The sequence below is a fragment of the Agrobacterium sp. 10T429 genome, from assembly GCF_056393925.1.
In genome coordinates this window covers 53572-67493 of sequence record NZ_JBFTGV010000007.1, presented here as the reverse complement: position 1 = coordinate 67493, position 13922 = coordinate 53572, and the positions used below count along the sequence as shown (strand labels likewise).

The 13922-nt window shown below is 59.0% G+C and carries 9 protein-coding genes; 5 read left to right on the top strand and 4 right to left on the bottom strand.

Annotation, left to right across the window (positions count from 1 at the left end; translation table 11 throughout):
* Positions 1–28 precede the first annotated feature (28 nt).
* From AC1DCP_RS16735 to AC1DCP_RS16725, 3 genes are read left to right on the top strand one after another with little or no spacing between them, the layout of a single operon-like run.
* Positions 29–1345, top strand: a complete 1317-nt coding sequence (locus tag AC1DCP_RS16735) for an NAD(P)/FAD-dependent oxidoreductase (protein ID WP_476774482.1) — start codon at positions 29–31, stop codon at positions 1343–1345.
* A 1-nt stretch (position 1346) separates the two neighbouring features.
* On the top strand, positions 1347–2807 hold the full coding sequence (locus tag AC1DCP_RS16730) for a lyase family protein (protein ID WP_476774481.1): 1461 nt from the start codon (positions 1347–1349) through the stop codon (positions 2805–2807).
* A gap of 3 nt (positions 2808–2810) precedes the next feature.
* Positions 2811–4139: an NAD(P)/FAD-dependent oxidoreductase gene (locus AC1DCP_RS16725; protein WP_112673930.1), complete on the top strand. Its 1329-nt coding sequence runs from the start codon at positions 2811–2813 to the stop codon at positions 4137–4139.
* 171 nt (positions 4140–4310) lie between these two features.
* On the opposite strand, the gene AC1DCP_RS16720 is transcribed toward AC1DCP_RS16725, so the two are convergent.
* The 4 genes from AC1DCP_RS16720 to AC1DCP_RS16705 form a co-directional block, all read right to left on the bottom strand.
* Positions 4311–6134, bottom strand: a complete 1824-nt coding sequence (locus AC1DCP_RS16720) for an ABC transporter ATP-binding protein (protein WP_112674016.1) — start codon at positions 6132–6134, stop codon at positions 4311–4313.
* A gap of 17 nt (positions 6135–6151) precedes the next feature.
* On the bottom strand, positions 6152–6994 hold the full coding sequence (locus AC1DCP_RS16715; protein WP_035199211.1) for an ABC transporter permease: 843 nt from the start codon (positions 6992–6994) through the stop codon (positions 6152–6154).
* A complete protein-coding gene (locus AC1DCP_RS16710) occupies positions 6991–7938 on the bottom strand; it encodes an ABC transporter permease (protein WP_013761253.1) in 948 nt (315 codons plus the stop codon). Before AC1DCP_RS16710 ends, AC1DCP_RS16715 begins: the two co-directional genes overlap by 4 nt.
* 126 nt (positions 7939–8064) lie before the next feature.
* The gene (locus tag AC1DCP_RS16705; RefSeq protein WP_038493503.1) at positions 8065–9594 is read right to left on the bottom strand and encodes an ABC transporter substrate-binding protein; all 1530 of its coding nucleotides are present in this window, start codon (positions 9592–9594) and stop codon (positions 8065–8067) included.
* Between the two features lie 476 nt (positions 9595–10070).
* Between AC1DCP_RS16705 and AC1DCP_RS16700 the strand changes: the two genes are divergently transcribed.
* The gene (locus AC1DCP_RS16700) at positions 10071–12122 is read left to right on the top strand and encodes a hydantoinase/oxoprolinase family protein (protein WP_476774480.1); all 2052 of its coding nucleotides are present in this window, start codon (positions 10071–10073) and stop codon (positions 12120–12122) included.
* Positions 12119–13771 (top strand): hydantoinase B/oxoprolinase family protein, encoded by a 1653-nt coding sequence (locus tag AC1DCP_RS16695; protein ID WP_476774479.1) that lies wholly within the window; start codon positions 12119–12121, stop codon positions 13769–13771. The genes AC1DCP_RS16700 and AC1DCP_RS16695 overlap by 4 nt, the downstream gene beginning before the upstream one ends.
* The last annotated feature ends 151 nt before the right edge of the window (positions 13772–13922 follow it).

Here is a 13922-nt window from a genome sequence, read left to right as displayed (position 1 = left end):
AAGGCGGGCCTCAGCGGCCCGGTATGCAATGCGTAAGTTTGACGATATCTACGCCGCCGATTTCAAGGAAGCTCCCTATTGGTGGGAGGAGGCCGAGCCGGAGACGAATCTCGATCCCGTTCCCGAGTATGCCGACGTCGTGGTTGTCGGCTCCGGCTATGCCGGTCTTGCTGCCGCAACCCACCTTGCGCGTGCCGGACGCTCCGTTGTCGTGCTGGACAGTGACCGGCTCGGTTCCGGTTGCTCGACGAGGTCCGGCGGAATGGTGTCCAGCGGCCAGAAGCTCGTCGTTGGAGGCGCGATCAAGGGAATTGACCCGGAGTTGATCAACCGGCTTATCGGCGAAAGTAACGAAAGCTTCGAATATCTGAAAATGTTAATCGACACGGAGAAGCTCGATGCCGGGCTGAAGCTGACTGGTCGCTTCTTTGGCGCCCACACCGCCACAGACTACGTGACGCTGAAGCGCCACGGCGCTCTGCTTGCCGAAAAGACTGGCGTGAAGGTCAGCTTCCTTGATCGAGATCAGCAGCGCGCGGCCATCGGTTCGGATTATTATCACGGGGGTATGCTGATAGATGACTATGGCGGCCTGCATCCGGGACTTTACCACAAGGCGCTGCGCGGGCGGGCCAAGGCTGCCGGTGTCATGCTGCGTTCCCACGCCCGTGCTGGCGTCGTTGAGGACGGGCCAAACCGCGATAAGATTGTGCCAACGGCGCGTGGGATGATCCGCACGAAGGATGTGATCGTCGCGACCAATGGCTATACGGCGGATGATGCGACGCCGGAATTGGCGCGCCGGCTCGTGCCCGTAAAGAGCTATCAAATCGCTACCGAGCCGTTGCCGGCCGATCTGATGGCTGAGCTTATCCCGCAGGGCCGCATGATTTCGGACACCCGCCGGGATCTCATCTTCAGCCGACCGTCTACGGACGGGACGCGGCTGCTGTTCGGTTCGCGCCCGGGTGTGTTCGAAATGTCGGAAAGGCGCGCCGCAAAGCACATCTATGCCAGGATGCTGGCTGTTTGGCCCCAGCTCGCTGGCGTCAAGATCACCCATTCCTGGGTCGGAAGTGTCGCCATGACGGTTGACAAGCTCGCTCATATCGGTGAGCGCGATGGTGCGAATTTTGCGGTGGGATGCAATGGCAACGGTGTCGCGCTGATGACCTATCTCGGTTATCAGACGGCGCGAAAGATCTTGGGCGAGCAAAACGCCAAATCGGCGTTCGACCGGCAAAAATTCACCGCCGTTCCTTTCTATTCCGGCAAGCCATGGTTCCTGCCTGCCTTTACCGGATGGTATCGTCTGCGCGATTTCCTCGACCGGCCGGGGCGTTGAGATGGATGAAGGGCAAGCGGAAATGCGCCTGGAAGAAGATGCGCTCGGAACACGGCTGATGCCGGCCGCCCTGGCCTATGGCATCCAGACGGCGCGCGGGGTCGAGAATTTCTCGATTTCCGGCCGGACGATCGCCGATATCGAAGGCTTCATCCCGGCGATTATTGCCATAAAGCAGGCTGCCGCACGGGCCAATTGCAGGGCCGGCGACCTTGATCCGCAGATCGCCGGGGCAATCGAAATGGCTGCGAGCGAACACGCCGTAATGCCAGGCAGGCAGGATTTTCCTGTCGATATCTATCATGGCGGCGGCGGCACTGCGGCCAATATGAATGTCAACGAAGTCCTGGCCAACAGGGCAAGTGAAATTCTGACCGGCAGGAAGGGACAGGATCCCGTTCATGCCAATACCCATGTCAACATGGCGCAATCCACTAACGATGTCATCCCCTCGGCAATGAAAATGGCGGTTGGGGGTGAACTGGCTGGCCTMCGCGCAGGACTGGGCTCTCTCGTCGATGCTCTTCGGGTCAAGGAGAATGCCTTTCGCGACGTGGTCAAGCTTGGTCGAACCTGCTTGCAGGATGCGCTCCCTGTCACTTTCGGTCAGCAGTTTTCAGGTTATTCAGCCGCCTTTGAGCGACAGATGGTGGGGATGTCTGGTCTGGAAGACATTTGTCTGCGGCTGCCGCTTGGCGCCACTGCCGTCGGCACTGCCTTTGGCGCCTCGCAAGCCTATCGCCGCTTCGTCTTCGAAGAATTGCAGGCACTAACCGGCAAATCTTATCAGCCGGAGGAGAATTTTTTCGACGCGCTGCAAAATGCCGACGATTGGGTGAGGATTTCAGCGGCATTGAAAGCAATCGCCCTGACCCTGTCGAAATTTGCGGCCGATCTGCGCCTGATGTCATCAGGACCGCGGGCGGGGCTTGCCGAGATCACCCTTCCGGCAGTGCAGCCGGGTTCGTCGATCATGCCGGGCAAAGTCAATCCGGTTATGCCTGAAATGATGATGCAGGTCTCCTTCCGTGTGATCGGTAATGATGCCACAGTCACCCGCGCCGCCGAGGGTGAACTTGACCTCAATGTCTGGGAATCGATCATTCTCGAAGCCATCAGCGAAAGCATTCGTTTGATGCGACGCGCGATCCCGCTTTTTGTCTCCCATTGTATCTCGGGGATAAACGTCAATACGGAGCGCGGCCTCAAAGATGCATCCGGATCGCTTGCCCTGTCGACAGCACTCGTGGCGATTTACGGCTATCCGGCGGCATCTGCCGTCGCCAAGCATGCGGCCACCAACGGCCTGTCCGTCCAGGAGGCTTCCGTGGCTTGCGGACTGATGACGCGAGCGGAGGCCGACCTGCTTTTTTCCGATGTTGCAGCATTCGCAGACCCAGACCGGACCGAGCAACGGATCGCCAGCTTCCGCAAACGCACGTCCACCCTCAACAGGCGCTAAAAAATGTCCAGAATAATTCCTGATGCCGTCTTGCCGTCGAAGACCCTGCCTGCGCACGTGGATGTCGTGGTTATCGGTGGCGGCATCATCGGCGTATCGACAGCGTTGTCTCTGGTCGAGCGTGGCATCAGCGTTGCCGTCTGTGAAAAGGGGCTGATCGCTGGTGAGCAATCGTCCCGGAACTGGGGCTGGGTGCGCCAGATGGGGCGTGATCCGGCCGAGTTGCCGCTTTCCATGGAAAGCTTGAGGCTCTGGAGAGGCATGAACGAGCGGGTCGGCGCCGAAACCGGGTTGCGCCAGTGCGGCATTGCCTATCTGTGCGAGACGGACGCTGACGTCGCCTTTTACGAGGAGTGGCTCCAACATGCCGCCTCAGTGGGTCTCGACTCGCGCATTGTGCGCGGTGAGGCAATGCACGCGCTGGTGCCGGGCATGGGCAGGCAGTTCAGGGCCGTGATGCACACTCCGAGCGATTGCAAGGCCGAACCGTTCATGGCGGTTCCCGCCATGGCACGCGGTGCTGCCGCAAAGGGTGCTCATATCCTCACGGGCTGTGCGGTCCGGTCAATCGAACGCTCCGCCGGGAAGGTAAGCAGTGTGGTGACGGAACATGGCGAAATCCGCTGCTCTTCCGTCGTGCTGGCGGGTGGCGCCTGGTCCAGGCTTTTTGCAGGCAATATGGGAATTGATATTCCGATCCTCAAAATCCTCGGCAGCGTCGCGCGTCTGTCGGGTGTTGATGGCATGACGGATATGCCGGTGGGCGGTAACGATTTCGCCTTCCGTCGCCGTCATGATGGCGGCTTCACGGTAGCGCAGCGCAACGCGGATATTGCGCCCGTAACTCCGGATAGCTTCCGTCTGTTCGCCGACTACCTGCCGTCGTTCGTTAAAAACTGGCGGGCATTACGCTTGCGGACAGGCGGGCAGTTCCTGCGGGAAATGGCGATGCCCCGCCAATGGAAAAGTGACGCTGTGACGCCGTTCGAGCAGATCCGCGTTCTCGATCCGGTTCCGTCATCGAAGCTCATTTCCCAAGGTATCGACAAGTTGTCTAAGTCCTTCCCGGCATTTGCTAATGCCCGCATCACGGCTACCTGGGGCGGCCTCATGGATGTCACGCCGGATGCCGTTCCGGTGATCTCTGCTGCCAGTGCCATTCCCGGCCTTTATCTGGCCGTCGGATTTTCCGGCCATGGGTTCGGTATCGGCCCCGGTGCCGGAGCGCTGACGGCTGATCTGGTGACAGGCTCCAAGCCATGCGTCGATCCGGCGCCGTTCCGCCTGGAGCGTTTCGGGCGACTGCACCGCTCGCTGGAGAATTTGCGATAAGACTTTGAAAGATCAAGAGATGGCGTCCGGCGCGCGGTCCCGCTTCTGCGAGACGTGCTACAGGCGGGCTGATACTTGCCGCGCCGGTCATCCCGCAGACATCTTACGGCTCGGAAAACTTCCAGGTTTCCCGTCAGGTCGTCCAGGCTGATACGGAAGCGCAGGGCCAGATCAGGCCCACTCCTCATTCCACACCTGAACCATGTGGCCGGGTGTAACTTCGCGATATTCGCGGTTTGGCGGCGTGAAGGTTTTCGGCCGGATTGGGCTGCGCAACTCTGTATCAGCGAATCTGCGCCGCAGATGCCTGCGTGAGGGATCTGGTAGCGGCACGGCCGATAGCAAGCGCCGGGTATAGGGATGTTGCGGATTGGAGAAAACAGCTTCGCGCGGTCCGGTCTCAACGATTTCGCCGAGATACATTACCGCTATGCGATGGCTCATGCGCTCGACAACTGCCATGTCGTGGGAAATGAACAGCAGGCCGAGTTTCAGTCGTTCCTGAAGGTCCAGTAACAAGTTTACCACCTGAGCCTTGACTGAAACGTCGAGTGCCGAAACCGCCTCATCGGCAATGATGAGTTCGGGTTGGAGAGCCAGCGCTCTTGCGATGCAAATGCGCTGGCGTTGCCCGCCGGAAAACTCATGCGGATAACGGCTCGCCATCGCCCCAACCAGACCGACTTCGCCAAGCAGATCACGCGCAAGCTTTCGGGCATTGCGGGGCGTTTCCAACCCATGGATCAAAAGAGGCTCCGCGATGGCGTTTTCAACGGTCAGGCGGGGATTGAGGCTGGCGAAGGGGTCCTGAAAAATCATCTGAACTTGACGGGACAGGTCCGATCTGGTGAAGGAGCCAACATCCGCGCCGTGGATATGGATTGAACCGGAATGCGGCCGGTTAAGCCCGGCCAGCAAGCGGCCAGTGGTCGATTTTCCGCAGCCCGATTCACCTACCAGCGCAAGTGTCTCACCCCGCGACAGCGAAAAGCTGACATTTTCGACCGCATGCACGCGCGAGTGCACCATCCGGGTGAAGGCGGATCGCATCTCGAACCGCGCCGACAGGTTCCTGACCTCGAGAAGCTTGCCACTCGCCGCGTCGATGGTATCGGGCCGCTTCTTCTGTGGCAGTGCCTGTCCTGTTTCCATGTCGATAATTGGGAAAGGACTTGGGCCATCCTCGCCGGCCGAACCGAGTTGCGGCACAGCGGAAAGCAGGGCGCGCGTATAGGGCTTTTGCGGGCTGGCAAAGACGTCTGATGTCGTGCCGGTCTCGATCTGGTCGCCACGATACATCACCAGCGTACGGTCGGCGATTTCAGCGACGACACCCATGTCATGGGTGATGAAAAGCACAGCGGTACCTTCCTCTTCCTGCAGGGTTTTGATGAGGTCGAGGATCTGCGCCTGAATGGTGACGTCAAGCGCCGTGGTCGGTTCGTCGGCAATCAGAAGGGCGGGGCGACAGGCAAGTGCTATCGCAATCATCACGCGCTGGCGCATGCCTCCGGAAAACTGGTGCGGGTAATCGTCGATACGTTTGGCAGAGGAGGGAATCCGCACTTTCTCCATCAGTTTCAAAGTTTCCGTCCGTGCCACGCTTTTCGAAATACCGTTATGGGCAATCAGGGCTTCCGCGATCTGTTCCCCGACGGTCAGTACCGGATTGAGGCTCGTCATCGGTTCCTGGAAGATCATCGCCACCCGGTTGCCACGGATTTCACGCATGCGAGCAGGGGAAGCGCCGATCAGCTCTTCGTCGTCGAGCTTGATCGAGCCTTCGATGCGGCTCGTCTTTTCTGGCAGAAGCTGCATCACGGACAGTGCCGTAACACTCTTGCCGGAACCGCTTTCTCCAACGATCGCAAGTGTTTCCCCGGCATGGATGTCTAGGTTCAGCTCGCGAACCACTGGGTTCAACGTGCCGTCGCGCAGGAATGAGACCTTGAGATTGCGGATGGAGAGGACAGGATGAGGCGTGGTTTCGGTCATTGTCACTTTTTCCTGTTTCATACGCCGCTCTTGCCGCCGCCCGCAAGGACGGCTCCTGCCGCCGAACGCGGATCGAGCCAGTCGCGCAGCAGATCGCAGACCCCGTTGAGCACGAGGATCATCACGACCAGCGCCAGACAGGGCCAGACAAGCAGCATGGGCTGATGAGCGATGGCCGCCCGGCCGGTTCCGATCATCAGCCCGAGTGAGGGCGAGGGAGGGACGACGCCGAGACCAAGGAAGGACAGGCCCGATTCAAGCACAACCGCCGCCGCCGTGACGAAGCTGGCCTGAACCAGAAGAGGTCCCATGATGTTGGGTAAAATGGTTTTCAACATGATGCGGATGTTACTGGCACCCATGGCCTGTACCGCCTCGACATAATCCTGCGAGCGAACGGTAAGCACGCTGGCATAGGCGATGCGGGTGAAGCCGGGAACGAACACTGCGGCAAGCACGGGGATCAGTGTCATCGGGCCTGGCCCATAAAGGGTTACGGCGAGCATGGCGAGGAGAAGCGGGGGGAAACAGAGCACGACATCCATGGCCCTGAGCGTCAGGATTTCCGGAAAACCTCGCATGTAACCGCCGATAATGCCGAATGCGGTACCGATGACGCCCGAAAGGATGGAGGTCGAGAGGGCGATAAACAGCGAGATACGGATGCCGAAGACCAAACGGGAGAGAATGTCGCGGCCCATTTCATCCTGCCCGAGCGGGAAAGCTGAAGAAGGCCCGGCGAACCGCTGACCCATGGTCATCTTCAGAGGATCTGACAGGGGCAGTACTGGAGCAAGCAGGCATATCAGTGCGATGAGAGCGAGCAGCAGCGGCCAGACGAGACGAAGCGAGCGCGTCATTTGCGAATCCTCGGATCGGTGACACCGTAGACAATATCGACGATGAGGTTGAGCGTGATGAACAGGGCCGAAATGACCAGGATGACCGCGGTAACTGTGGGGTAGTCGCGTGAATTGACGGCGCTGACCAGCATGCCGGAGAGACCCGGCCAGTTGAAGACGTATTCCACCAGCACCGTGCCGCCGAACAGGCCGCCAAGATTGAGCGCGAAGACCGTGATGACCGGCATCAGCGCGTTGCGCAGCACGTGGCGGGCAATGATGCGCCGTTGCGGCAGCCCCTTGGCGCGTGCGGTTCGGACATAATCCAGCGGCAGAACATCGAGCACTGAGGCACGCGCGATGCGCACGACGATCGCCGCAAGACCGAGCGCTATGGCGAAGGCGGGCATTGCCAGCAGGATCAGATGCTTGCCGGGGTCGTCTGAAATATTGACATATCCACCGGCTGGCACCAGCTTCCACATCTGGGCAAAGACCAGAATTATCAATGTACCGGCGACGAAAACCGGGATGCCCTGGGCAAAACCGGCAAGAAAATTCGAGACGCGATCGAAACTGCCGCCCTGTCGCAAGGCTGCGACAACGCCGACCGGTAAGCCGATGATCAAACTGAGGATCGCGGCGGCTGCGATCAGCTCAAGTGTACGCGGCAGGCGTTTGGCAATTTCGGGTGCGACCGGTGAACCGTCGATCATCGAGTTGCCGAGATCAAAGCGAATGAGGCCGGACATCCGATCGACATATTGCGTCAGTATCGGCCGGTCGAGGCCCAGATCGTTGCGCAACTGCGCAACCGAAGCCGCGTCGGGCGTCGAACCTTCTCCTGAAAGCAGCAGTTCAGCCGGATCGCCTGGCACCATATAAATGGAAAGAAAGACGAGGCTGGTAACGACCCAGAGCAGTGCCAGAGAAATGGCAATTCGCTGCAGGAACCAGAACATGAAGACCCTCCGGCAGTCAGCCATGCAACGTCAGCCTGAAAATACTAGCCTTTCAGGCCTCTTCCGCACGGAAGATGAGAAACGGGTGCCCGGACAGGCGAGTGCCGACCGGGCTAATTCCAGATGTTACGACAGCGAAAGCTCGTCGAAAAGGCGACCGGAGAAGGGAGAAATCTGGTCCGGAAGCATATGGAAATTGTTGACGCGCTTCAGGTGGGCAAAGCCGGTGGCGCGGTAGGAAAGACCGCAAAAAGGCGTGTATTCGATGACGAGCTTGTCGACTTCGGCATATATCGCCTTGCGCTTTTCCAGGTCGAACTCCGCACGGCCCTTGGCGAGCAGCTCGGTCAGGCCTGGAACCTCGAAATTGCGTGAGCGGAAGAAGGTCGGCGACAGCGTCGGGTCAATAAGGGCGCTTGTCGCATCCGGATCGAAGGTGTCGAGGCCGAGACCCTGAATGGCGAAATCGCCCTGGCCACGGTTACCCATGGTAACGCGGGTGGACCAGTCGGGCATCGTCAGTGTCACGTTGATGCCGACTTCAGCCAGATGGCCCTGGACGATGACGGCGGTATCGCGGTGCATGCCGTACTGCGCGGTCGAGAGCAAATTGACGGTCACACCTTCTGCACCGGCCTCCTTAATCAGCGCCTTGGCGCGGTCGGGGTCGTAGCTCTGCCCCTTGGCGAGTTCGGCGTTGTAGAACGGCGTCGCGGACGAGCGCGGCACGCCTTCGAGCACTGCGCCACGACCGAAGAACACGCCCTTGACGATCTCTTCGCGGCGAATGGCGAGGGAAACGGCGCGCCGCAGGCGCTGGTCCTTGAACGCACCAGCTCCGTTGAACGACAGGAACATGAAAGCGCCTGTGGCAGCTGTCTCAAGCGCAACACTGGCGTCCTTGTCGAGCTGGTCCATTGCGCTCCACGGAACGTAATCGATCACATCGACATCGCCCGCAGTGATCGCTGCAACACGTAGGTTTTCGTCGGCGTAGGCGGTGACACGAACCTTCTTGAAATGCGGCAAGCCGTCCTTGAAATAATGCGGGGAGGCTTCGAAATCGAGGCCTACGCCCTTTTCTGCATTGGCCAGCGTGAACGGGCCCGCGCCTATGCCATGGTCCTGTTTGTCGGTCGAACCCTTGGCGATAATCTGCAGGAAGGGGTTGGCGAAGAGCGCCGGCAGCGCCGCGTTCGGTGATTTCGTCAGGAGCTTGAAGGTGCGGTCATCGACAATCTCGACCTTTTCGACTTCGAGCATCGCATCACGGGTATAGGCACCGGAGCCCTCCGCCTTGATCTTCTCGATATTCCATTCGATGTCGGCCGAGGTGACGGGCTGGCCGTCGGAGAATTTAACATCCTTCAGCTTGATCACCCAGGCGCGGTCGCCGTCTCGGTCGAAGCTTTCGGCCAGTTCACCCACAAGTTTGCCTTCTGGCGTGTAGGCCATGAGGAAACGGTTGATCAGCGAAGAAACGAGTTGGCCGGCATAGCCGACATTCACCCACGGTTTCAGATGAGCGGGATAGGTGGAAAGGCCGATGCGCAATGTGTCGGAAGAGGCCTGCGCAAAGGATCTGGAGGCTCCGATGGCAAATGCGGCACCTGAAGCGGCGGTCAATTTCAGAAGGGTACGGCGATCGAGTATCATGGTTAGTTCCCCATTATGTGTTGATACATGCTTGCCAGCCGGCGTGGACGATTTCGGCGCGCCACCTTTCCGGAAAAGTGTCGGTCCCGGTGGGCGTGATCTGGTCCCGTCGATATCGAAAACAATAAAGAGAGCCTTTTCCGGGTGTCAAGCGAAATTCCATTAATTAATTCATTGGGAAATCCTTGTGTCAAATAACGGAATAAAACCACAAATTTCTCAATCTCCGGCGTGATTTTGGCTTATAATCGAATTATGGGAATAGCAGAAATAATCTGGTCGTAATAATGGAATTGAGATTGACAAGGGAATGAAGCCGATCATAGGGTCTGAACAACTGGCCCGGATTGCCCGGCAGCTGTTTCTCCGGGGCCGAAGGCTTGGCTTTCGCTGCGGGCGGCGCATGCAATCAAGACAGTGTCGCACGACCTCCAGATGAGGCGTTGCCTTATGACATCCAGAAGAAGGAGCGAGCCATGGCATGGCGGATTGGCGTGGATTCCGGTGGTACTTTTACCGACGTTTGTCTGTTTGAGGATGAGACGGGCGAGGTGGTGATCTGGAAGGTTTCATCGACACCGGATGACCCTTCGCGCGGGATCACGCAGGGTGTGGCCGATGGCATCGAGCGCGTGGGCATCAAGGCCGAGGACGTTTCTTATGTCGGTCACGGTACAACGGTTGCCACAAACGCGCTCATCCAGGGTCGTGGCGCAAAAACAGGGCTTCTGACGACCGGTGGTTTCCGCGATCTGCTGGAAATCGGCCGTCAGAAACGCCCGGACCTCTATGATCTCCAGGCAGATAAGCCTGAACTTCTGGTCGAGCGTCACCTGCGCTTCGGTATTGAAGAGCGTGTTTTGGCCACTGGCACTGTTGAAACACCACTGGACGAGACTGCATTGCGCGAAGCGGTGCGGGCTCTGAAGGCCGATGGCGTAAAGGCGGTCGCAGTCAATTTCCTATATTCTTTCATGCACGCCGAGCATGAGAAGATCGCGGCCCGCATTCTGGAAGATGAGTTTCCTGAAGCCTTCCATTCGCTGTCACACCGTATCGCGCCGGAATTCCGTGAGTTCGAGCGATTGTCGACCACGGTCGTCAATGCCTATCTTGGCCCCGTCATGCAGGGTTATGTGAAATCGCTGTCCGGCAAGCTCACCGATCTCGGCATCACGGTTGCGCCGCAGCTCACCCAGTCGAATGGCGGCGTTATCGGCTTTGATACTGCTGCCGAAATGCCGGTACGCACGGTTCTGTCCGGTCCCTCGACCGGTGTTGTCGCTGCTCAGGCGGTTGGTCGGATGACCGGCATCGACAACCTCATCACGTTTGACATGGGCGGTACCAGCTCTGACGTTGCACTGCTTGCTGATGGTCAGTGCCGAGTGGTGAACGAGTCGGTGGTCCACGGTTATCCGATCAAGGCTCCGATGCTCGATATACACACGGTCGGGGCCGGTGGTGGCTCGATCGCCTATATCGATTCCGGCAATCACCTGAAAGTCGGTCCACGTTCTGCAGGCGCCAATCCTGGTCCGGCCTGCTACGGCCTTGGCAATGACGAGCCGACGGTCACTGACGCCAATGTCGTACTTCAGACACAGAACCCGGAATATCTGCTCAACGGCCGAATGAAGATTGACCGTTCGCTGTCGGTAAAGGCCGTCGAGCGGCTTGCGGAAAAGCTCGATATGGGCGTTCTGGAAACCGCGAACGGCATTCTCGACATCGTGACGGCCAACATGGCCAAGGCCATTCGCGTGATTTCCGTCCAGCGTGGCCATGATCCGCGTGACTACGCGCTGGTCGCCTTCGGCGGAGCGGGTCCGGTGCATGCCGTGCGTCTGGCCCGTGAGCTGGGCATGAAGCGCATCGTCGTGCCGAAGACGCCGGGCGTCTTATGCGCTCTTGGCCTTTTGATGACGGATCTGAGAACGGACTTCTCTGCGACTGTCCTGCATCGCCTCGACCAGGTGGCGTCGGAAACGATCTCCACGCTTTATGATGGCCTTTCAGCTCAAGCCAATGCCTGGTTCGAGCGTGAGAAAATCGCACCAGCCGCCCGCGTTGTCACCCGCACTGTCGATTGCCGCTACGCCGGCCAGAATTACGAGATCGCAGTCGCCTTGCCGGAAGGACCGATCACCGAGGAAACCTTCCGCCTCGTCAAGGAGCGTTTCGAGCAGGCGCATCGCCAGCTCTATGGCTTCATCGCCGAAGGTGAGCCGGTGCAGCTTGTTACCTATCGTTTGGTCGCAAGCGGCGTCGTCGAAAAAGCAGCGTTCAAGGCCCGCGAGATGGAGGGCGAGGATTCCTCTGCTGCGATCTCCGGCAAGCGTGATGTCTGGATGGCCGAAGCCGGCGGTTTTACTGCGGCGACGCTCTATAACCGCGATCTGCTGAAACCCGGTAACGTAGTCGCCGGTCCTGCCATTATCGACCAGATGGATTCGACCACGGTTCTGCCGCCTGGATATGTCGCCACGGTCGATGCCTATCTCAACCTCATCGTGGAGGGAAAATGATGACGAATGCAGCCATCGCACAGAACACTGCTGCAGCACTCAATCCGATAACTGTCGAGGTCATCGGCAGCGCATTTGCCTCCACCGTCGAGGAAATGGGAGAGGCGCTCGTTCGTGCCAGCTATTCCACCAATATCAAGGAACGCCGCGATTGCTCGACGGCACTGTTCGACGCCAGGGGGGCAATGCTTTGCCAGGCAGAACATATCCCGATGCATCTCGGCTCGTTTATCGGCTTTATTCCCTATATTCTGGAGCATGTGGGCGCGGATAGTCTTGCTCCCGGCGACGTGTTTATCGGCAACGACGCCTATGAGGGTGGCGGCACCCATCTGCCGGATATCGTTCTGGCGGAGCCGATTTTCCAGGACGGCAAGTTGATCGCCTGGGCGATCAATACAGCGCACCATTCCGACTTCGCAGATCGCGGCCATGCCCACATATACCAGGAAGGCCTGCGCATTCCCCCGGTTCGCCTCTATCGAAAGGGCATTCTTCAGGAAGACATCCAGAAGCTGTTTCTCCTGAACTGCCAGGTGCCGCATGAGCGAATGTCGGACCTGCGCGCCCAGATGGCAGCGAACCGCCTTGGCGTGACGCGCCTCAAGGAACTCTGCGACAAGTATTCCACCGGAACGGTTCTCGCTGCTGGTCGCGAACTGATGGACTATGCCGAACGCAAGATGCGCGCCGGCATCGCTTCCATTCCGGATGGCACCTACAGCTTTTCGGATATGTTCGATGCGGAATCGCTGCGGGACGAGCTCGAATTTTCGGTGACAATTACAGTCAAGGGTGACGAGATGCATCTTGATTTCGTCAGCCCGCCGCAGGTTCGCGCGGGTCTGAACGTGGTCTATACCGCTCTCCTCTCCACAGTCTATTATGCGGTGAAGACCGTTGTTGATCCAACCGTCCTGCCGAATGCCGGTCTGGCCCGGCCCATCCATGTGACGGCGAAAAAGGGCACATTGCTCAATTGCGCTCACCCGGCCGCAGTCGATGGCCGCATTGCCGCATGCCAGCGCGTGGTCGATCTCATCCATGGCGCACTCGCGAAGGTGGTTCCGCACCGCGTCACCGCGGCCTGCAACGGATCTGTCGCGGTTGCGAGCTTCTCTGGTACACGCGCGGACGGCAGCCTCTGGGTCTATCTCGAAACTATCGGTGGCGGCTTCGGGGCGCGGCATAACAAGGATGGTCTAGACGGCGTGCATGTCCACATGACAAATACGTCCAACCTGCCACTGGAATCGCTTGAAACCGAATATCCGCTAACGCTGGTTGCCTATGAATTGGTCGACGGTTCCGGTGGTGGCGGACAGTTCAGGGGTGGCATGGGGCTTCGCCGCGTGTATCGCGCAGAAGCAGACTGCCGGGTCTCCATCGGTGGCTCCCGCTTCGTCTCGCGCCCCTGGGGTCTGGATGGTGGCCTTGCAGGTGGGCTTGGCTCCTTTACCATTCGCGGTGCGCCCGAGCGGCTTGTGAATGGTGCCGGCGACATCTTCAAGGGTGATATTCTCGAGATCGTAACCCCCGGTGCCGGCGGATATGGCGAGCCCTCCATGCGCGACCCGGCATCCATTGCAGCCGACGTCCGTGACGGACGCATTTCCTCCGAAGCGGCCAGATCCGTTTACGGGCTCTGATTTCCCAAGCTGGCCCGGTTTCCCTCCATAGGGAGCCGGGTCTTTTTTGGGCGAGCGGCTTGAGGTCCCAATTTTTTAACCCGCTTGACTACCCATGCCATATTGCCTAATCCAGTTCCAATTATCGGATTTTAATGAATGATATATTCAC

Bases quoted from the DNA above. Each gene is read 5' to 3' on its own strand.
- AC1DCP_RS16710 (WP_013761253.1), bottom strand. From the start codon at position 7,938: ATGTTCTGGTTCCTGCAGCGAATTGCCATTTCTCTGGCACTGCTCTGG.
- AC1DCP_RS16700 (WP_476774480.1), top strand. From the start codon at position 10,071: ATGGCATGGCGGATTGGCGTGGATTCCGGTGGTACTTTTACCGACGTT.
- AC1DCP_RS16720 (WP_112674016.1), bottom strand. From the start codon at position 6,134: ATGACCGAAACCACGCCTCATCCTGTCCTCTCCATCCGCAATCTCAAG.
- AC1DCP_RS16715 (WP_035199211.1), bottom strand. From the start codon at position 6,994: ATGACGCGCTCGCTTCGTCTCGTCTGGCCGCTGCTGCTCGCTCTCATC.
- AC1DCP_RS16705 (WP_038493503.1), bottom strand. From the start codon at position 9,594: ATGATACTCGATCGCCGTACCCTTCTGAAATTGACCGCCGCTTCAGGT.
- AC1DCP_RS16725 (WP_112673930.1), top strand. From the start codon at position 2,811: ATGTCCAGAATAATTCCTGATGCCGTCTTGCCGTCGAAGACCCTGCCT.
- AC1DCP_RS16695 (WP_476774479.1), top strand. From the start codon at position 12,119: ATGATGACGAATGCAGCCATCGCACAGAACACTGCTGCAGCACTCAAT.
- AC1DCP_RS16735 (WP_476774482.1), top strand. From the start codon at position 29: ATGCGTAAGTTTGACGATATCTACGCCGCCGATTTCAAGGAAGCTCCC.